This is a genomic window from Paraburkholderia steynii (genome assembly GCF_900100565.1).
Lineage (GTDB): Bacteria > Pseudomonadota > Gammaproteobacteria > Burkholderiales > Burkholderiaceae > Paraburkholderia > Paraburkholderia terrae.
Genome location: NZ_FNDI01000064.1, coordinates 1 through 19,342, shown reverse-complemented (window position 1 = coordinate 19,342; position 19,342 = coordinate 1). Strand labels below are relative to the sequence as shown.

The 19,342-nt window shown below is 60.3% G+C and carries 16 protein-coding genes and 3 pseudogenes; 8 read left to right on the top strand and 11 right to left on the bottom strand.

Going from position 1 to position 19,342, the window contains the following annotated elements:
- From BLT65_RS45665 to BLT65_RS45635, 7 genes are all read left to right on the top strand, one after another.
- Positions 1-354, top strand: a 354-nt coding sequence (locus tag BLT65_RS45665; protein ID WP_143036728.1) for a transposase, incomplete at its 5' end; no start/stop codon positions are given.
- A gap of 234 nt (positions 355-588) precedes the next feature.
- Positions 589-1,815, top strand: a complete 1,227-nt coding sequence (locus BLT65_RS45660; protein ID WP_091790643.1) for an amino acid deaminase/aldolase — start codon at positions 589-591, stop codon at positions 1,813-1,815.
- Positions 1,816-1,848: 33 nt separating this feature from the next.
- Positions 1,849-3,183, top strand: coding sequence for a D-arabinono-1,4-lactone oxidase (locus BLT65_RS45655; protein WP_091790642.1), 1,335 nt, complete (start codon positions 1,849-1,851; stop codon positions 3,181-3,183).
- Positions 3,180-4,613, top strand: coding sequence for a coniferyl aldehyde dehydrogenase (locus tag BLT65_RS45650; RefSeq protein ID WP_091790641.1), 1,434 nt, complete (start codon positions 3,180-3,182; stop codon positions 4,611-4,613). Before BLT65_RS45655 ends, BLT65_RS45650 begins: the two co-directional genes overlap by 4 nt.
- A gap of 52 nt (positions 4,614-4,665) precedes the next feature.
- On the top strand, positions 4,666-5,877 hold the full coding sequence (locus BLT65_RS45645) for an MFS transporter (RefSeq protein ID WP_208545913.1): 1,212 nt from the start codon (positions 4,666-4,668) through the stop codon (positions 5,875-5,877).
- A gap of 32 nt (positions 5,878-5,909) precedes the next feature.
- The gene (locus BLT65_RS45640) at positions 5,910-6,791 is read left to right on the top strand and encodes an SMP-30/gluconolactonase/LRE family protein (protein WP_091790639.1); all 882 of its coding nucleotides are present in this window, start codon (positions 5,910-5,912) and stop codon (positions 6,789-6,791) included.
- Positions 6,792-6,852: 61 nt separating this feature from the next.
- Complete coding sequence (locus BLT65_RS45635) at positions 6,853-7,677, top strand: SDR family NAD(P)-dependent oxidoreductase (protein ID WP_091790638.1); 825 nt, start codon at positions 6,853-6,855, stop codon at positions 7,675-7,677.
- 13 nt (positions 7,678-7,690) lie between these two features.
- Here the strand turns inward: BLT65_RS45635 and BLT65_RS48345 are convergent.
- The 10 genes and pseudogenes from BLT65_RS48345 to BLT65_RS45590 all read right to left on the bottom strand — a co-directional run.
- A pseudogene (locus BLT65_RS48345) lies at positions 7,691-7,870 on the bottom strand (N-acetylglucosamine-6-phosphate deacetylase); the annotation flags it as partial.
- A 467-nt stretch (positions 7,871-8,337) separates the two neighbouring features.
- Positions 8,338-8,493 (bottom strand): annotated as a pseudogene (locus BLT65_RS48875) (fumarylacetoacetate hydrolase family protein); the annotation flags it as partial.
- Positions 8,494-8,541: 48 nt separating this feature from the next.
- Complete coding sequence (locus BLT65_RS45625; RefSeq protein WP_143036727.1) at positions 8,542-8,970, bottom strand: hypothetical protein; 429 nt, start codon at positions 8,968-8,970, stop codon at positions 8,542-8,544.
- Positions 8,971-9,025: 55 nt separating this feature from the next.
- On the bottom strand, positions 9,026-9,895 hold the full coding sequence (locus BLT65_RS45620; protein WP_091790635.1) for an alpha/beta fold hydrolase: 870 nt from the start codon (positions 9,893-9,895) through the stop codon (positions 9,026-9,028).
- A 109-nt stretch (positions 9,896-10,004) separates the two neighbouring features.
- Positions 10,005-11,249, bottom strand: coding sequence for a 3-(3-hydroxy-phenyl)propionate transporter MhpT (gene mhpT / locus BLT65_RS45615; RefSeq protein ID WP_091790634.1), 1,245 nt, complete (start codon positions 11,247-11,249; stop codon positions 10,005-10,007).
- A 98-nt stretch (positions 11,250-11,347) separates the two neighbouring features.
- On the bottom strand, positions 11,348-12,364 hold the full coding sequence (dmpG, locus tag BLT65_RS45610; RefSeq protein WP_091790633.1) for a 4-hydroxy-2-oxovalerate aldolase: 1,017 nt from the start codon (positions 12,362-12,364) through the stop codon (positions 11,348-11,350).
- A 13-nt stretch (positions 12,365-12,377) separates the two neighbouring features.
- Entirely contained in the window at positions 12,378-13,319 is a 942-nt protein-coding gene (locus tag BLT65_RS45605) for an acetaldehyde dehydrogenase (acetylating) (protein ID WP_091790632.1), read from the bottom strand.
- Positions 13,320-13,343: 24 nt separating this feature from the next.
- Positions 13,344-14,150, bottom strand: a complete 807-nt coding sequence (locus BLT65_RS45600) for a fumarylacetoacetate hydrolase family protein (RefSeq protein ID WP_091790631.1) — start codon at positions 14,148-14,150, stop codon at positions 13,344-13,346.
- An 18-nt stretch (positions 14,151-14,168) separates the two neighbouring features.
- Complete coding sequence (locus tag BLT65_RS45595) at positions 14,169-15,119, bottom strand: 3-carboxyethylcatechol 2,3-dioxygenase (RefSeq protein WP_091790630.1); 951 nt, start codon at positions 15,117-15,119, stop codon at positions 14,169-14,171.
- A gap of 1 nt (position 15,120) precedes the next feature.
- Positions 15,121-16,971: a bifunctional 3-(3-hydroxy-phenyl)propionate/3-hydroxycinnamic acid hydroxylase gene (locus BLT65_RS45590; protein WP_091790629.1), complete on the bottom strand. Its 1,851-nt coding sequence runs from the start codon at positions 16,969-16,971 to the stop codon at positions 15,121-15,123.
- Between the two features lie 245 nt (positions 16,972-17,216).
- Between BLT65_RS45590 and BLT65_RS45585 the strand changes: the two genes are divergently transcribed.
- Positions 17,217-17,999: a DNA-binding transcriptional regulator gene (locus tag BLT65_RS45585; protein WP_091790628.1), complete on the top strand. Its 783-nt coding sequence runs from the start codon at positions 17,217-17,219 to the stop codon at positions 17,997-17,999.
- Between the two features lie 302 nt (positions 18,000-18,301).
- On the opposite strand, the pseudogene BLT65_RS45580 reads toward BLT65_RS45585, so the two are convergent.
- Positions 18,302-19,342: pseudogene (locus BLT65_RS45580) on the bottom strand (IS3 family transposase); the annotation flags it as partial.

Here is a 19,342-nt window from a genome sequence, read left to right as displayed (position 1 = left end):
AACGATGTTACGCAGCTTCACGCACTGGTCGATGCCATCCCGCCCATTGCTGGCAAGCGCGGTCGCCCGCTTTCGAAGCCCCGCATTGTTCAGGGAGATCGGGGCTACGATCACGACAAATACCGCCGTCCGCTTCACGCCGCCGGCATCGTCACTGAAATCGCCCGACGCGGCGAGCCGCACGGTAGCGGACTGGGCAAAACACGCTGGGTTGTCGAGCGCACCATCTCATGGCTTCACAACTTTCGACGACTGCGCATCCGCTTCGAACGCCTTGCATTTATCCACGAAGCCTTCATGAAAATCGCCTGCTGCATCATCTGCTGGCGAAAACTGCAGAACTCATTTTGTTAACGCTTGTAAGGCTACACGCTCGCCTATGTCGCCGGGATCACAGTTGGTGCCAATTTCGGGTCGCTTCAGGCCAACGTTCACCAACGAACGCTGGCCGGATTAGACCCATCCGTTGACTTTATTCGCCCTTGGCTCAACAAAACTCGGTCGATACGATTCATCACTGGCGCGTGTTCTGCCTCCGATTTGAGACGCTGCGTAACCGATCGCCCCGCAAATCCTTTGGAACAGTCTATGAGTTGTGTCGTCAACCCGGTCGTCCCCCATCAGCCAGTCCGCGACTACGCGTATTATCGCGCCGCCCTTGCTGGGCAAACACTGCCCGCCGCCTTTGTCGACCTCGACAGCTTTTCTGCCAATCTTGAAGCGCTCAAAATTCGTGCGGCAGGACTGCCCGTCCGTCTGGTAACGAAATCGGTGCGGTCGATGTCGATGATTCGCTCCATATTTACCGCAGCCCCATTCATGCAGGGTCTGCTCTGCTATTCACCGGCTGAGGCGGCGTGGCTGGCCAGCGAAGGCTTCGACGACATCGTCGTCGCCTATCCATCTGTTGAACCTGCGCACCTTCACGCAGTCGCCGCCCAGTTACGAGAGGGACGCTCGATCACGTTGATGGTCGATTGCATCGAACAGGTCAGCATAATCGACACACTTGCCAAGGCAGAAGGAGTCGTTTTTCCGTTGTCGATTGATCTGGATATGTCATCCAGCTTTCCCGGCATCTACTTCGGCGTGCACAGATCGCCCGTACGCAATGTGACGACTGCGCTTGCGCTTGCCAACGAAATCTCCTGCCGCTCAGGCGTTCGTCTCGACGGTCTAATGGGCTATGAAGGACAAATCGCCGGGCTGATGGATGCTGTGCCCGGCGAAGCGGTCAGGAGCGCCATTATCCGTTACCTGAAGCGCAGATCGATCCGCGAAGTTACCGCGCGTCGTGAAAACGTCGTGAAAGCGCTGACCGGGGCCGGACACTGTTTGCGTTTCGTCAACGGAGGCGGAACAGGCAGTTTCGAAAGTACTCGTATCGACACCTCGGTGACGGAACTCGCCGCAGGTTCTGGACTTTATGTTCCCACGCTATTTGACCACTACGCAGCGTTCAAGGCGGCGCCTGCGGCCGGATTCGCGCTACCGGTCACGCGTACTCCAAAAAGAAACGTCATTACCTGTGCCGGGGGTGGATACATCGCGTCCGGCCCCGCGGGGAAAAGTCGCCTTCCACAACCGTGGCTCCCTGCGGGATGCACGCTGATTGATGAGGAAGCCGCAGGTGAGGTCCAGACGCCCGTCTGCCATCCGGACTCCGTTGCGTTCGGGATCGGCGATCCGATGCTGTTCCGGCACGCCAAGGCGGGGGAGCTGTGTGAGCGCTTTAACGAACTACTTCTTATTAAAGACGGACACATCGTCGACCGCGTAACGACTTATCGCGGCGACGGGAAAAGCTTTCTCTGACTTCACACAGCGCAAAAAAAGGGGACATTGGACATGTGGAAAAACTGGTCGGGATACGTCAGCAGTCCGAGCGCGACGCTGTCAGCGCCGGCTTCGCTGCACGAAATCGCTCGTATCCTGCGCGGAGCATTACAGGCTGATACGCCACTGAGAGTGGTGGGCGCCGGACATTCGTTTGCGCCGCTGGTTCAGACGGACGGGGTTATTCTCTCTCTAGACAACATACAAGGCATCATCGACGTCGACCATACCAAACGAGTCGTCCGTGTTCATGCCGGAACGCGACTCGCCGCCCTTGGATCGGCACTGGCCGAACACGGGTTCGCCATGGAAAATCTTGGCGATATAAACGTGCAGTCGATCGCTGGAGCCATTAGCACCGGCACACACGGCACAGGAATCATGTTCGGCAATCTTGCCACTCAGGTTGCCAGCCTGACGTTCATGACCGCGGACGGCAACGAAGTACGTGCTTCCCCTGAGGAGAATCCGGACCTGTTCGAGGGTGGTCGAATTGGCCTTGGCGCTCTCGGGGTACTGACTGAGGTCGGACTGAATCTTGTCCCCTCCTTCAACCTGAGACTCGAGCGCGGGAAAATGGATTTCGACGAGTGTCTCGCCAGAGCAGACTCCATGAGCAGAAAACATCGTTCCTTTGAACTGTACTGGCTGCCACACACGACCGCCATGCTAACGAAGGTGTGGAACGCGACCGACGAGCCCGCTCAGGCAACCGGTTGGAAACGGTACATAACAGAGACCGTGTTGGAGAACGCGGTGTTCGGTCTGCTATGCAAGACCGGCAAGCGGGTACCTTCACTCTGTCCGTCCATCAGCAGCCTTTGCGCCTCGATGATTTCATCTGGCCAGCACGTTGCCGCCAGCCATTCAATGCTGTCGACGGTTAGACGGGTACGCTTCAACGAGATGGAGTGGGCGGTTCCCGCTGAGCGCGGTCCCGATGCCCTTCGTGAAATCCGCGCGTTTATCTCGCGTAAGAACATTCCTTTGATGTTCCCACTTGAGTACCGTTGGGTTCGCGGCGACGATATCTGGCTCAGCCCCAACTACGGTCGGGACAGCGTTCATATCTCCGCGCATCAGTACCGTGGCATGCCATTCGCACAATACTTTGATGGCGTACAGGCTATCTGCCTGAATCACGGAGGAAGGCCGCATTGGGGGAAAGTACATTCATTGACGGCGAAGGACTTCGCAAAAATCTATCCGAGATGGGACGATTTCCTGTCGTTGCGCGAAAGAATGGATCCACGCGGCCGGTTTTTAACACCCTATCTACGTTCGCTGTTCGGGCTGGACAGTGCTACACAACGTCCCGCCCAATCATCGAAGGAGCGACTAGTATGAATGCCTCACTGGACCCAGCGATCGCCACGCAATCAAAAGGTGAGATGCACTCGCTTTTCGAGCAACAACGCGCAGCCGTCGCGCGTATCGGCTCACCGTCCTTCGAGCAACGGGTAGCGGCTCTCGACGCACTAGCCAACATGGTGAAAACTCACCGGCACGAACTGGTGCAAGCTATTTCCTCCGATTTCGGTAACCGTGCAAAAGAGGAGACGGAACTAGGCGAACTGATGCCCATACTCAACGGAATCAAACACGTGCGGAAACATTTGAAATCCTGGATGCGTCCAGAAAGACGCAAGGTTGGCATCGCGTTCAGACCCGCGAGCGCACAGATCCTCTACCAGCCACTGGGCGTCGTGGGCATTCTCGCCCCTTGGAACTACCCGCTGACGCTAACGCTGGCGCCACTCACCGAGGCGCTCGCGGCCGGCAACTGCGTAATGGTCAAACCGTCCGAACTGACGCCACGGACCGCGGCGTTGTTACAAAAGCTGATCGCCGCCACTTTCTCCGCTGACCAGGTTACCGTTGTTACAGGCGGCCCCGAAATCGCAGCGAATTTCTGCGCGTTGCCTTTCGATCATTTGCTATTCACCGGCTCGACGCGCGTAGGCAAACACGTGATGGCCGCTGCCGCGCCAAACCTCACACCAGTGACTTTGGAGCTGGGCGGAAAATCGCCCGTAGTACTTTGCCGGGGCTACCCGCTCAAAAAGGCCGCACGAATCGTAGCAATCGGAAAATTCTTTAATGCCGGGCAGACCTGTGTGGCTCCCGATTACATGCTGGTCCCGCGTGAATTGGTCGATACCTTTGCCGAAACGATACTTGACGTCGCGCAGGAGCTATACCCGTCAATCGCCGGCAATCGCAACTACACCTCGATTGTGTCGGACCAACACTGCAATCGGCTCATGTGTATGATTCAGGAAGCCCGCGAACGCGGCGCGACCATCCGTCAATTATCTGGCGCGGGTGCGATCGCGGAGCGCAAGATCCCGCCGACTGTGATCACAGGCATTTCCGCCGAATCAGCAGTGATGCAGGAGGAAATCTTTGGTCCCTTGCTGCCGGTGATTCCATACGACACCCTGGACGACGCTATTGCATTCATTAATCGTAGACCAAAGCCACTCGCGCTCTACTGTTTCTCGATCCGTTCCACCGATGTCGAGTCCCTACTAGCCCGAACTCGCTCTGGCGGCGTTACGATCAACGGGACCATGCTGCATGCCACACAGGAAGACCTCCCGTTTGGCGGCGTTGGCGAAAGCGGAATGGGCGCGTACCACGGACGTGACGGCTTTGTTCGTCTGTCGCAAGCCCGCGGCGTAATGAAACTGAGCCGGTTCAATATGTCCGACCGCATTGCTGCCCCCTACGGCAGGATGACACGGTTCGTCGTCAGGTTGATGCTAGGAAAATAGCTTCGCACTTGCATCAAACAGACCGTCAGTACTTGATGACCTAGGGCACACCATGAATTCTCCCGCACTGGATGTATCCCGGGCAATGCGACCGGAACTATCTGGCACCGCCGTAGTTCGGCTAGCATTTGCCTATGCTGCTGCAACCAACGGCATGATTCTCACGCCATTTCTCGTCGCAGCTGTCATGCTTCGCTTCCATCTTGAGGAAGGTACCGCAACACAGATTGCGGGCATCGAGATCCTCGGCATTGCGCTCAGCTGCGCATTGTTTCCACGCTGGATATCGCGCACCGCGAGGTCATTCACGACGGTCGCGGTATTAGGCGTCATCGCCGGCCAGGTGTCTAGCGCCCTTGCCCCTTCCGTTTTGCTGATGAGCGCAGCTCGTGGCTTCACAGGTCTCTTCGAAGGCGTGCTGTTCGTGGTAGTCGCCTCAAGCATCTCGCAGCGGGCTTCGTCCGATAGCCTATGGGGGCAAATCAATCTGATCGCAGGTGGCATAAACGGCGGCATTCTCGTGGCGATTTCCTATCTACCAGAGGTGTGGCTGGGCCGCTGGCTGTTTCTCCTGTTGGCTATTCTGGTCATCGTAATGTCGCCGCTTGTGGGCAGCATAGGGAATTTTGCTGCGGTAGTGGGCTCCCCTACCGCTGGCTCTGGCTCGCGCTTACCAAAAAAAGTTCCTTTGAAGCTGGTCGTCACCATCTGGATCGTGACCGTGCTGATCTACGGTGTGCAATCCTCACAATGGGCTGTAGTAGGAATTGTAGGCGCGCATGCTGGACTTCCAAGCTCAACCGTGGGCATTCTGCTATCTGTCTCATCATTGCTCGGCTTCGCGGGTGCAGTCATCCCTTCGCAACGCGCGAGTCATCCACATCGATTGAAAATCATCTGGACGGCGCAACTGACGATGATCGGAAGCATTGTCTGGTTTTTCGGCTCAACAGACACCTGGTCCTATTTTCTCAGTCAGCTCTTTTTGAACGCGGCGTTCTTTGTAGTCATTCCGTTCCTGACCGGCCTACTGTCCGAAGTCGACCCGGACGGATCACTGGTGGCTCGCACTGTCGTTATTACTTTCATCGGTGCGGGGCTCGGTACCGCAGTAGCCGGTTCGCTCTTTGATCGCTATGGCGCCTCGCACTTTGCCTATGTGCTGTGTATTTGCATTGCAGCCGCGTCGCCCTTCGTCTGGTTTGCCCTCCGGGGAGCCACCGCCCATATTACAAAGGGAGCTACTCAGCAACTCCCATCCTGAGTCAACAGGGTCAATTTCACTGGGGTTCCACAATGGCTGTTCATGAATATCACGTTTCCTCTTGTACTGATGTCCCGCTCGAACTCGGCGAGTGCCCTCTGTGGGATAGCGATCGCGGCCTGCTCTGGTTCGTTGATATTACCGCGCATGCGATCTACTCGTTTGAGCCTGTCAAGCGGACATTAGACCGATTTGAAATGCCTGCCCCCATTGGCAGCGTTGGCTTAACTACCGATAAACGGCTTGTTGTCGCTTTGAAAACCGGGGTGCACCTGTTCAATCCGTTCACCGGCGCGCTCGACTTTCTCGTGAACCCGGAGGCTGACCGCCCCGGTAACCGTTTAAACGACGGCAAGGTCGGTCCGGATGGATGCTTCTGGGTTGGGAGCATGGATGAGAACAGCACACAAATCTCCGGTGCGCTGTATCGGATCGAGCCGTCTGGCCAATACACCCGCGTCCGCGACGGGCTTTTCGTGCCCAATGGGTTGGCGTGGAGTCCCGATGGCGGAACGATGTATCACGCAGACGGCTTGAGTCCGTCAGTCAAGGCTTTCGACTTCGACCCATATAGCGGCGCAATCTCCAACGAACGCGATTTCGTCACGCTGGATACAGAAGACTACGGTTGGCCTGACGGCGCAACAATCGACATCGCCGGCAACTACTGGAGCGCAGGGATATTTAAGGGAAGAATCAATCAGATTTCCCCTCAAGGCGAGCTATTGCTCAGCCTGCAGATGCCCGTTATCGGGACGACAATGCCCTGTCTAGGCGGCATCCACGGAAACACACTATTCGTCACGTCCTTGTCAGCGGAGCTTGACGAAGTCATTCAGAAGGGCACCCTACTGGCGTGCGAAGTCGACGTAGAAGGCGTCCATCCCTACCGTTTCACGCCTGTCGCCAACTGATGCATGGCCCCACTGCGGATGCTGTTTTACTAATTTGTAATTGTACGAGCAGGAGCAAAACATGAAGAGTCGAAAGCAGCAGGTTATCCTGCTCACGGGAGCCGCGAGTGGTATTGGCGCTGCTAGCGCGAGATTGGCCGTATCGCTCGGCCATCAGGTCATGCTCGCCGACGTAAATATCGAAGGCGCTCGCAAAATTGCTGAGTCATTGGGCGAAAATGCAGCCGCTGTCAATCTCGACATCCGATCCTCAGCGCAGTGGGAGAAAGTATTGGACGCGACCATAAAACGCTTTGGTCGCCTTGATGTGCTCGTAAATAATGCTGCGATTGTCTTCACTGGCTATGCGCGCGATGTACCGCTCGAACACCACCAGCGCACAATTGAGACGAATTTTATGGGTCCGGTGACCGGCACACTTGCGGTGTTGCGCCGCTTCCGCGAACAAGGCTATGGCCATATTGTCACAGTTTGCAGTATGACCGCATTTCTTCCTTTTCCGGGCATCGCTAGCTATGGAGCTTCAAAGCAGGCGTTGCGCGCATTCCACCATGCTCTCGCGCTTGAGGAACGCCACACTCCCATCCACTTTACGATTGTGCATCCAACATCAACTGAGACACCAATGCTCGAACAGGAAGCGCAGGACGACGCATCGTCACTCGCGTTCGTCTCCGATGTCGTCACGCCTGAATTCGTTGCAGAAACGTTGCTCACTGCTATAAGGAAAAAATCTGTCGAAGTCTTCATGCCACCAGAACAAGCTCGCGCGATCCGGATGCTTGGCACCGATCCCAAGAAGATGCGTAAGCTGCTCGACACGATGGAGACAATCGGTAAAGACGCACAGCTCGCGCGCCGAGCGGCAAGCAGCGCCCATAAATGAGCGCAGTCAGCGGGGCGTGACCGAATATTCGACTTGAAACATCGACGAATAGCGAGCCAAGCGATACAAGATTGCGCAAGGCTTGATCCATTGTCCGCCCGCTGCCTGAGGGCACACCGTCTGGCAGACGCGCACCGCCCAGACATTTCGTCACATGCTGGCTGTCGAGGCGGCATTCGCCGTCAGGCGTCCCCATCGTCAACCTGCCGTGGTCGCCGCGTAGACGCACAGACTCGCTACATCGCCGAACCGATCGTACCTGAGTGGACGCGTTCTCGTACGTTCCGAGCGAATTATCCATTGCAGAATGGATGACCACGGAATCATACTGACGTCCTATGATAGACGTACCACATTGCGTAGAGATTCCAACGTGCGCCTCGCGCCCAGATTCCGGCGCCTTGATTGAGCGTGCCCGTGGCCGTATTGAAACCATTGTCGAGCACAAGCGCCGCCACATCGCCTCCGTTAGCATGACGCTGGAACTGCAGGATCATGATTTCGCTCTCGGGAATCGGACCACAGTGACGGGAATGTCGAGCAACTAGGGCGCGCGCTTGGGCAACACTTGCAACAGCAGAAGTCTGCCGAGCAACATTGCGCAATAAAGTGCATACAGGCCGAGGTCCGCTCGCCCCGTCGCGATGCGAATCCATCCGATCAACTCGGAGCTGACCAACCCACCGATCTGTACTTCTCGGCAAAGTAGCCAGCGACAACACCCCGCGGATCAGCCTCTTTCATATAGCGGCACTGCCTGCCGATGACGACACCCAGCTTAACCTCGTGGTCAAGCTTGTCGGACACACGCGGCTGGTGAACATCGGCATAGGCTCACGCAATGAACGTGACTTGTCTGTTGAACTAAAGGTGCGTTTTCCGAATTGGGATGTCAGCTGCACGGGTCTCGCCTGCATGGTCCTGATAGTTCATGCCGCTATAACCAAGTATCTCTGGCGTCTGGAATCGGAGCCTTGAATTGAATTCCCCTAATACCATACGCCCCTTCGCTGTTACAAGCGACTTCTCGATTTTGGACTGCATGGACGAATCTGCAGCCTGAACCTGGCGGATCGCCATGGGACATCGCCGCCGAGGCATGTTGATTTCGTAGACCTTATCAGCTTCGATCACGCGAACCATGATGCGGCCGTTGGCGCTAAATCGAGCGAGTTTCATTGTGTTGTGTGTCAAAGCTATTCTGAAATGTCCGTTTCGATCTTCGGCCAAAAAGTTGGACACAGGCCCAGGGATTTTGGGCTGTTTTCTAAGTAAGTACAGCGCGCAGTTCATGCGACGGTCGACTATGTATGAATAGCGCGCGATCAAGGCAATGCAGCATCAAACGTCAATGCACCAGAAAGTCTGCCACTATGCGGTTGAATTTCTCCGCATGCTCCCACTGCGCCCAGTGCCCGCAGCGGCTGAAAATATGCATCTCGGCATTCTGCATGCCGGCAACCAGACGCAAACCCACATCCATCGGCACGAAGCGATCGTCGCGCCCCCAGATCACCAGCGTCGGCGCCGCAATTTCGCCCAGGCGCGGACCGAAGTCGTTGAACTGCTTCGGATTGGCCGCGAGACTCTTCACGAAGTTTTCCAGGTGATCACGACGCGCGAGCATATTGTCGAGCCGCGCCTGCATCAGATCGTCGGTCAATGCCTGGGCGTCGAACACGAACACGTTCATCATCCGCTTCAGGTTTTCAATCGTCGGTTCGCGATACAGGCCTTGCAGCAGCTTGATGCCTTCCGTCGGCATCGGCACGAACTGGCTCGGGCCGCCGGTGCCGCCGCCCATCAGCACCAGTTTGCCGACACGCCGCGGATTGGCGAGCGCGAATGCCACGGCGCTATGGCCGCCCATCGAGTTACCGATGATGTGCACGCGTTCAATGTCGAGCGCGTCGAGCAGGCCTTGCAACGAACGCGCGTTGAGTTCGGAACGCGAGCCGTCGCACACCACCGGATCGCTTTTGCTCCAGCCCAGGCAATCCATCAGGATGACCCGGTAGCCCGCGGCGACGAGCGGCTCGACATTGCGGTTGAAGTTCGCCCAGCCGCTCGCGCCGGGGCCCGAGCCGTGCAGCATCACCACGGTTTCGGCGCCCTGTCCGGCATCGTTGTAGTGCAACTGCACGTCGCGATCGCCTTCCTTGATGCGCACGAATTTGCTGGTCGATGCTTCGGTGATGGCCGATACATTCGAGGTCATGGTGCTTTTCCTTTGTCTGAAGAGAGTTGGTTGGGCGCGCACGCTACGCGGCCGCGCGCGATCCGGATTCGATAGCGCTATGCGACGGTTGCGCCATTGCGCCATTGCGCTATTGCGCGGTAGCCGGCGCATATGCCGGCGCGGACTTGTCCACCACGAGCCACGCCGCGATCGCCGCGACGGCGATGAACGGAATGCTCGCGCTCAGCAGCACGGACGCACTCTGCCCGATCGCCAGCAACTGCCCCGCGATCAAAGGTCCGAGAATCGAGCCCATGCGCCCTACCGCCACCGCCGCGCCCACGCCGGTGCCACGCACGTGGGTCGGATAGATGCTGCTCGCGAGCGCATACAACACCGACTGTCCGCCGACGAGAAACAGCCCTGCGAGCAAGCCGCCGCACGCCATGGACACGCCGCCGTTCGCGGCGACGAGCGCCGCCAATGCCGCGGCGATACCCAGATACATGCCGGTCACGGTGCGCCGCTTGCCGATGCGATCCATCAGGCTCGTGATCACGATCGCCCCGATGCCGCCGCCGATGTTGAACATCATCTGCACGACGCTGGATTGCACGCGCGAGAGCCCACGGCTCAACACCAGCGACGGCAGCCAGTTGATCAGGAAGTACAGGACGATCAAGGTGCCCAGATAGCTGATCCACAACGCGACGGTCGTACCGGCTCGCCCTTCCTTCCACAAGGCCTGCGCGACGCCGGACGGCGCCCCGCCCATCCCGCGCGCGCCGCCCGCTGCCGGGCGCGCGGCGACGAAATGCGCCGACTCGCGCATGTAGAGCGCCAGCAATGGCAGCACCAGCAGCGGTCCCACGCCGCCCACGTAAAAGATATGCCGCCAGCTCGCATCGCCCGGACTGACGATGCCGATCACCGCCGCGAGCGCCGCACCGAACGGCATGCCGCAATACATCGCGCCCACTGCCCTGTTGCGTTGCTCCGGCGACGCCGCTTCCGAACACAACGCGATCAGGTTCGGCATCGCGGCGCCAAGACCTAGGCCGGTGAGAAAGCGCGCGGCCAGCAAACTGTTCAAGTCCCAGACCTGCGTCGTGGCGATCGAGAAGATGCCGAACAGCGCGACCGACAGCATCAGCACGCGCTTGCGGCCGAGCTTGTCGGCGAGCCGTCCGCCGATCGCGGCGCCCGGCAGCAGGCCGAGCGCGCCGATGCTGAATGCCCACCCCATCTGGGCGACCGCGAGATGGAATTCGCGGGCCATGCGCGGCGCGGCGACGCCGGTCGATTGCAGATCCAGCCCTTCCACTAACGCGACGATCAGGCAGAGGCCGATCGTGACGGCACCGGTGGTGCGAGTGTTGGTTGATCGCAGCATAATAAGTCTCCAATGTGTTTTCAGCATCGCTCTTGCCGGCGATAACGCTGGGGTGGGGGTGGACGGCGCGGACGGCCGCCCGGCTTCTGAACCACGTGCTAGACGCTGGCCGCATGTTTCAGGTCGAGCGCCACGTCGACGATCATGTCTTCCTGCCCGCCGACCATGCGCCGCTTGCCCAGTTCGACCAGAATGTCGACGACTTTCAGCCCGTACTTCTCCGCGGCCACTTCGGCGTGCCGCAAGAAGCTCGAATACACGCCCGCATAACCGAGCGCCAGCGTTTCACGGTCCACGCGCACCGGACGGTCCTGCAGCGGCCGCACGATATCGTCGGCGGCATCCATCAGCGTGTAGAGATCGGTGCCGTGGTCCCAGCCGGCGCGTTCGGCCGCGGCAATGAACACTTCCAGCGGCGCATTGCCCGCACCCGCGCCCATGCCCGCGAGACTCGCATCGATGCGGTCGCAACCTTCTTCCACGGCCACGAGCGAGTTCGCGACGCCGAGGCTCAGGTTGTGATGCGCGTGCATGCCGGTCTTCGTCTGCGGCTTCAGCGCGGCCTTCAATGCGCGAAAGCGCGCGCGCACATCGTTCATGTTCATCGCGCCGCCGGAGTCGACCACGTAGATGCAGGTCGCGCCGTACTGTTCCATCTTCTTTGCTTCGACGGCGAGGTTCTCCGGCGTGGTCATATGGCTCATCATCAGGAAGCCGACAGTGTCCATGCCGAGTTCGCGCGCGTATTCGATGTGCTGCTTCGAAATGTCCGCCTCGGTGCAGTGCGTCGCGACCCGCACGATGCGCGCGCCGGCCTGGTACGCCGCCTTCAGATCGTGAATCGTGCCGATGCCCGGCAACAGCAGCGTGGCGATCTGTGCTTGCTCGACCACGTCCGCGACCGCCTCGATCCATTCGAGGTCGCTATGCGCGCCGAAGCCGTAGTTGAAACTCGAGCCTTGCAAGCCGTCGCCATGCGCGACCTCGATGCTGTCCACCTTCGCCTTGTCGAGCGCGCGGGCGATCCGCTGCACGTTGTCGATCGAATACTGATGACGGATCGCGTGGCTGCCGTCACGCAGCGTCACGTCGGAGATATACAGTTTCTTGTCCATGAGAAGCGTCTCCTTATGCCTGCACGAGGGATTGCGCCATGCGCTCCGCGGTCGCGAGCGCGGCCGAGGTCATGATGTCGAGATTGCCCGCATACGCCGGCAGGTAATGCGCCGCGCCTTCCACCTCGATGAACACCGAGGTCTTCAAACCGCTGAAGCGGCCAAGCCCCGGAATGTTCAGCGGCGCGTCGGCGGCGATCTCGTCGAACTGCACCTTCTGCTTCAGGCGATAGCCCGGCACATACGCATGCACGGCGGCGGCCATGGCTTCGATCGAGGCTTCCACTTGCGCCCGCTCGGCGAGATCCGACAGCACGTAGACCGTGTCGCGCATCATCACCGGCGGCTCGGCCGGATTGAGCACGATGATCGCTTTGCCTTTGGCCGCGCCGCCCACCGCTTCGATCGCCTTCGAAGTCGTTTCGGTGAACTCGTCGATATTCGCGCGCGTACCGGGACCGGCCGACCTGCTGCTGATCGACGCGACGATCTCCGCGTAATGCACCTTCGCCACGCGCGAGACCGCGGCCACCATCGGAATCGTTGCCTGACCGCCGCACGTCACCATGTTGACGTTGCGGCTGTCGATATAGGCGTCGAGATTCACGACCGGCACGCAATACGGACCGATCGCGGCAGGCGTCAGGTCGATCAGGCGGATGTCCGGTTTCAGCGCGCGCAGGAACGCGTCGTTCTTCACATGCGCGCCGGCGGAGGTCGCGTCGAACACGAAGTCGATGTCGTTGAACACCGGCAGACGCGTCAGCCCTTCCACGCCTTCGTGCGTGGTCGCGACGCCCAGCCTCGCGGCGCGCGCGAGACCGTCGGATGCCGCGTCGATGCCGACCATCGCCGCCACCTCCAGATGCTCGCCGTGCCGCATGATCTTGATCATCAGATCGGTGCCGATGTTGCCGGAGCCGATGATCGCGGCCTTGAGTTTTTCGCTTGCCATGTCAGTCCTCAATCGGGTGAATGCTTATGCGGAGAAAGTCGCGCGAACGCTGCCGAGGCCTTCGATCTGCGCGCTGAAAGTGCCGGGCTGCGTCACCGCGACCATTGGACCGAGCGCGCCGGTCAGGACGACATCACCGGCTCGCAGCGGCGTGGCGAGCTGCTGCATGCGGTCCGCGAGCCACACGGCGGCGTTCAGCGGATTGCCCAGACACGCCGCGCCGTTGCCGCGCGAGAGCGCTTCGGCGTCGTTCGAGAGGGTCATCGCGCACGCCGCCAGATCGACGTCGCGCAGCAGCACCGGGCGGCTGCCGAGCACGAAGCGCGCGCTCGACGCGTTGTCCGCGACGGTATCGACAAAGCGGATATTCCAGCCCTCGACGCGGCTGTCCACGACCTCGATGGCGGCGACCGCGTAGGCGGTCGCGCGAATCAGGTCGGCGTAGGTGTGCTTTTCATGCGTGAGATCGTGTTCGAGCACGAGCGCGATTTCCGCTTCGACCTTCGGCTGAATCAGTTCGCCGAGCGGGATCGGCTGGCTGTCGCCATAGGCCATCGACGCGAACAGCGCGCCGAAGTCCGGTTGCACGACGCCGAGCTGGCGTTGCACCGCGGGCGAGGTCAAGCCGATCTTGCGCCCGATGATGCGCTCGCCGGCGCCTACGCGCGCTTCGACGTTGAGCTGCTGGACGGCGTAGGCAAACTCGGCGGCGTCGGCTGCGTTCAGTTGGACGAAGCGCTCGTCGTCACGCAACGGCGCGATGGTCTGACGCGTGCGTTCGGATTCGCGCAGCCGCAGGGCTAGCGCTTCAGCATGGCTTTGGTGGTTCATGGCGGGTTCCGTGATTCGTCAAACGGTTTCGGCAATGGGCCGCGCGTGCATCGCGCCGAAGCCCGCAATCCACTCGGGGATCGGCCGGTAGTAATCGAGCGTCGCGCGATAGGGTCCGTGCGCCTGCAACGCGCCGAACGCGGCAATCCACGTGCGCACCTCGTGCGCGGACTTGCCGGCGTCGCGCGTGATCGCTGTGTCGGTGAAGCCGTCGAGCGCGGGCAACTCGCCTTCTTCGAGCAGCCTTAGGAACGCGCGGTCCCACTCGGGATTGAGCGGATGCAGGCGGCTGTCGCCCGCGGCGAACGCGCGGGCCGCCGCGACGGTGCGAGCCTGGCGCGCCGCCCGCGCTTGCGCCGACGGATTGCGGCCGGCAATCAGCCGCTCGGCGACTTCGTCCGTTGCGCCCGCCAGTTCCGGCACCGGCGGTTCGTGCGAAATGCCGCCGGAGCCGATCACCAGCACGCGTTGATTCATCAGCGCGAGGTGGCGCCCCAGCGCGTCGCCGAGCAAACGCGCACGGCGGCACGACGCCATGGGCGGCGCAACCGAGTTGATGAACACCGGCACGACCGCATAACGATCCAGTGCGCCCGTAAGAATCTCCAGCGCCTGCGCGCAACCGTGGTCGACCTGCATGCGGTACGACACGGCAACGTCGACATCGGCTGCAAGCGCGGCTTGTGCGAGATCGAGCGCGGTGCCGGCGGGTACCGCAAGCTGACCCGCCAGACTGCCGAAATCGCCGATCGCGCTCGCCGAGGCGCCGATGCAGAACGGCGGCATCACGTCGTAGAAGAAACCGTTGTAATGGTCCGGCGCGAATACCACGACCAGTTGTGGGTCGAAGGCGGCAACGCGTGCGCGCGCTGCCGCGTGAATCCGCCCGACTTCCGCGACGATCTCGGGCGCCGGGTCGCAATAGCCGGCGAGCGGCGTGTGGGAAAGACATTCGAGCAACATCGGCATGTCAGGCTCCCGCCGCCACGGCGATATCGCTTACGGACGCCTCAGCCGGGTTGCTCGCCGCGACCGTGGCGGCGGCACGCTCGCCGGTCTTCAATGTCAGCTTGAGCGCGAGTTCGCCGATGCACGCCGACACCTGCTGCGGCGTGCACATGCCCGCCACGAAACGATCGGGCCGCAGCAACACCACGGATTCCGGCACACGCGCGAACCACTCCTTCAGACGTCCCTGCACATCGCCAATGGCGATCACGCCGTCAGGCACGTCGTCATGAAAAGCGAGCTGGATATCGGGCTTGGCAAGCACGAAACAGCCGCCGAGGCGCTGCCAGGTTTCGCGCGCGAGCGGCGACAACCCGAACGTAGGATCCGAACCCCAGCCGATGATCGCGAAGCGATTGCCGAGCACGTCGTCGAGACGCGCGACGCCGCCGTCCCCTGTCCGCACACGCGGCTGAATGAACATGCGCCCGACCGGCGAATGACACAGCGGATCACGGCCATACACGAGGCGGCCGAGCAGGGACTCGCGATTCTCGCTCATAAGGCCGAGCAGCCGGCCGGGTGCGGAATGGCCGGAGCGCTCCAGCACGCGAGCCAGCACACCGTGCTTGCGTTTGCGCTCCGCCAGCAATACGACGCCCGTTTCATAGCGCGGCATCGGCTTGAAACGCATCTCCACGAAGTAGCGCTTCATGGCGGGGATCACGTTGAAGGTGCGCACGAAGGCGTCGCGGAACTTGATGCCGAAGCGGCTCGTCGGCGCGAAGATGTCGCCGGCCACTTCCGAAAGATGGATCATCGAGCGGGCGTGCGCGCGGCGCTCCGCCGTGTAGGTGTCGAGCAATGCGTCGCCGGCGAGCTGCTTGACCACCATCGCCAGCTTCCAGCCGAGATTGCTCGCGTCGCGAATCCCGCTGTTGTAGCCCTGCCCTTGCCAGACCGGCATGATGTGCGCGGCGTCGCCGGCCAGCAGCACGCGGTCCACGCGAAAGCGGCTCGCGAGCCGCGCATTGTGCGTATAGACGCGCTTGCGGATGTAGTCCACCTTCTGCGGATCGTCCACCACCTTGCGGATCAGCGCGGCCATGTTCTCCGGCTTGGACAGATCCTCTTCGGTTTCGCCCGGCATCACCATGAATTCGAAGCGGCGAATGCCGTGCGGCAACGCCGCCGATACGTACGGCCGCTGCGGATCGCAATGCATATACACATGCGGCGAGCCGATCGGATCGTTGCGCACGTCCACCACGATCCATTGATTCGGCTTGGTCCGCCCCTCGAACGGCACGTCGAGCATGCGGCGCACGAAGCTGTTGCCACCGTCCGCGCCGACCATGTACGACGCGCGCACCGTGCGGCGGCCGCCTTTCTCGTCCTCCGCTGCGATCGTCACGCCGCTCTGGTCCTGCGTGAACCCGCTCACGTTCGTGCCGAACAGCACCCGGACATGCGGGAAGCGGCACAACCCTTCGTACAACACGCGATCCGCGAGCGGCTGAATGAATGCATTGCGGCGCGACCAGCCGAACTCGTCGCTGCGCGGTTCGATCGACGCGAAGCAATGCCCGCTGTGCGTGACGAAACGCATCCAGTGGTCTGGCGTGGTGTGCGGCAACAGCACGTCGGCCAGGCCGACGGACTGGAACACGCGCAGCGCCTCGTCGTCGAGGCCGATGGCGCGCGGATAGTCGATGATCTGTTCAAGCTTTTCCAGCAGCACGACGCGCACGCCCTGCAAGCCCAGATAATTCGCGATCATCAAACCGACGGGACCGGCGCCGATAATCGCGACATCGGCGCAAACGGTTTCACTGCGGCCGCTTCCGGTCGCCGGATCATTGGACGTGTACATACTGTCTCCTTTGACGCGAACGGCACAGCGCGCCGTCACATCAGATAGCGGACTTGTGTGAAATATGCAGGAAGAGCACGGGGACGATTGCGTATCGCCATGGCGAAAAGTCGCGCATGGGGTGCGGCCTCCCGCGTCTCCTTGAATTGTTGATTTGCTCGCAGTCTAGGACTCGCGCCGGATACCCTCAACAATTTGTGAAAAATGTGCATATAATGCACATAGTTGATTTATTGAGGTTTTTTGTGACAAAATATACGAATGTGCGGGGTCTCGCGCGTGGCTTGCAAGTGCTCCAGGCGCTCAATTCCATGGACAGCGGCCGCGCCACCAGCCAGCAGATCAGCGAGCTGACCGGCCTGCATCGCACCACCGCGCGGCGCCTGCTGGAGACGTTGATGGAAGAAGGCTTCGTGCGACGCAGCGCGTCGGACGACAGTTTTCGACTGACGCTGCAGGTTCGTTCGTTGAGTGAAGGTTTTACGGATAACGAACGGATTGCGACGATCGCGCCGCCGATCATGGGCCAGTTGCTGCAGCGCGTTGCGTGGCCATCCGACCTGAGCACGCCGGACGGCGACGCAATGATCATCCGCGAGACGACGCACCGCTTCAGTCCGCTCTCGTTTCACCGTTCAATGGTGGGCCGCCGCTTGCCAATCCTGCTGACGGCTGCGGGGCGCGCCTACTTTGCAATGTGTCCCGACGAAGAGCGCGAGGACATTCTCGACTTGTTGCGCTCCGGAGCGGGCGGAGAAGAACAGACAGCACTCGCCTCGAATGACAGGTTGATCAAAAGCCTGGTCACGCGGGTGCGCGCGGACGGTTTCGGCTCCAATCACGGCGACTGGTCGGCGCAAAGCAAGATCGGTGCGGTCGCCGTTGCGATTGTATTGCGCGAGCGCGTGCTGGGCAGTTTGAACGTCGTGTTCCTTTCACGAGCGGTAACGCTTTCTGAGGCACGCCGACGTTATGTTCCTGAACTGCAGGCCGCCGTGCAGGAGATGACAAGAGCATTGACCGCCTGAAGTGACGTACGAATGTTCCATTGCCAACGCGGGTCGCAACCGATTATGCTCGAGCATCCTGTACAGATTTCAATACAATGGCCGCAGAAACTTGGTCGGTTTGGTGCAAAAAGGGGCTGTGATGCAAACTACGGGCGCGAGCGACTCATAATGCTGAAAGCACGGCCTTCCCAACAGCGAGCGCAGCAGTATACTTGCGACCCAATCCCGCGGGGTTGAACCGACCTTTGCGAATGCTGCGTCAAGCAGATATCGTAATGGCCGCATACCTGAAGGGGGGGCGGCTAATAACTTGGACTGGTTTATGCCACAATTCCGAGGCTCTCCCGATATTCGATCGGGCTGAGCGAGCCGAGTGATACCTTGATCCGCTTTGCGTTGTATCAGCGGATGTAAGAGCCAACGACCTCGATGAACTGATCAACGGTCGTAGCACGCCAGTCACGAGGATAAAACAGTTCCGTCTTGAGCCGCCCGAAGAAGCCTTCGCAGGCCGCATTATCGGGCGAGCATCCTTTGCGTGGCATCGAATGAATGAGCTTGGCGTCATGCATCCGCGAGAACCATCCGGGCCAGCGATAGTGAGCACCGCGATCGGAGTGAACCACAGGCCGTTCATCGCTGCTGACCACCGTCTCAATGGCCGCATCCAGCATGGTATTCACAAGTTCGGCATCTGGCCGCGTGCCGATTGTCCAGCTCACCACCAGACCATCGAAGCAGTCGATCAACGGAGACAGATACACCTTGCCGGCGGGGATCTGGAATTCGGTAATGTCGGTGAGCCACTTCTCGTTCGGAGCTCCTGCGCGGAAGTTACGCTTGATGATGTTCTCCGGCGCAGGGCTTATTTCTCCGCCGTAGGAACGGTAGCGACGTCGTCTGGCGGTGGCGGCGGTCAGCCCTTCCGCCTCATCAAACGTCGCACCACTTTCTCCGAGATAAAGACTTTCTGCCTGCCCAGTGCCGCCCGTATCCGACGATAGCCATAACAGCGGTGATTGACCTCAAAGATCTCTGCGATGACTCGACGAGCGCCAGCATACTTGTCGGCCACGAGCAGACGCGCACGATGATAGAAGTAGGAACTGCGAGCTAGTCCCAATACGGCTAACAGCTCTGACAACGTGTAGGTGTTCTTCAGGGCATCAACCACATCGTTTTCTCCCGGTTGCTCAGGAGTTGCGGGACGATGCCCATTCCTTTTTTTATCAGTTCGTTCGCCTTCTTCAGGATGTCGTGCTCGAGCTGCAGTTGCCGGACGTCGCGTCGAAGCGATTCGACCTGCTGTTCCAGTTTCGGACGCTCACTGTCCGGTGCTGGTTTCTTCTGGCGTTTCATGG

What these genes read in the sequence shown, in the direction of transcription:
- BLT65_RS45660 (WP_091790643.1), top strand. Translation starts at nt 589, where the DNA reads ATGAGTTGTGTCGTCAACCCGGTCGTCCCCCATCAGCCAGTCCGCGAC.
- BLT65_RS45655 (WP_091790642.1), top strand. Translation starts at nt 1,849, where the DNA reads ATGTGGAAAAACTGGTCGGGATACGTCAGCAGTCCGAGCGCGACGCTG.
- BLT65_RS45650 (WP_091790641.1), top strand. Translation starts at nt 3,180, where the DNA reads ATGAATGCCTCACTGGACCCAGCGATCGCCACGCAATCAAAAGGTGAG.
- BLT65_RS45645 (WP_208545913.1), top strand. Translation starts at nt 4,666, where the DNA reads ATGAATTCTCCCGCACTGGATGTATCCCGGGCAATGCGACCGGAACTA.
- BLT65_RS45640 (WP_091790639.1), top strand. Translation starts at nt 5,910, where the DNA reads ATGGCTGTTCATGAATATCACGTTTCCTCTTGTACTGATGTCCCGCTC.
- BLT65_RS45635 (WP_091790638.1), top strand. Translation starts at nt 6,853, where the DNA reads ATGAAGAGTCGAAAGCAGCAGGTTATCCTGCTCACGGGAGCCGCGAGT.
- BLT65_RS45625 (WP_143036727.1), bottom strand. Translation starts at nt 8,970, where the DNA reads ATGAACTGCGCGCTGTACTTACTTAGAAAACAGCCCAAAATCCCTGGG.
- BLT65_RS45620 (WP_091790635.1), bottom strand. Translation starts at nt 9,895, where the DNA reads ATGACCTCGAATGTATCGGCCATCACCGAAGCATCGACCAGCAAATTC.
- mhpT (WP_091790634.1), bottom strand. Translation starts at nt 11,249, where the DNA reads ATGCTGCGATCAACCAACACTCGCACCACCGGTGCCGTCACGATCGGC.
- dmpG (WP_091790633.1), bottom strand. Translation starts at nt 12,364, where the DNA reads ATGGACAAGAAACTGTATATCTCCGACGTGACGCTGCGTGACGGCAGC.
- BLT65_RS45605 (WP_091790632.1), bottom strand. Translation starts at nt 13,319, where the DNA reads ATGGCAAGCGAAAAACTCAAGGCCGCGATCATCGGCTCCGGCAACATC.
- BLT65_RS45600 (WP_091790631.1), bottom strand. Translation starts at nt 14,150, where the DNA reads ATGAACCACCAAAGCCATGCTGAAGCGCTAGCCCTGCGGCTGCGCGAA.
- BLT65_RS45595 (WP_091790630.1), bottom strand. Translation starts at nt 15,119, where the DNA reads ATGCCGATGTTGCTCGAATGTCTTTCCCACACGCCGCTCGCCGGCTAT.
- BLT65_RS45590 (WP_091790629.1), bottom strand. Translation starts at nt 16,971, where the DNA reads ATGTACACGTCCAATGATCCGGCGACCGGAAGCGGCCGCAGTGAAACC.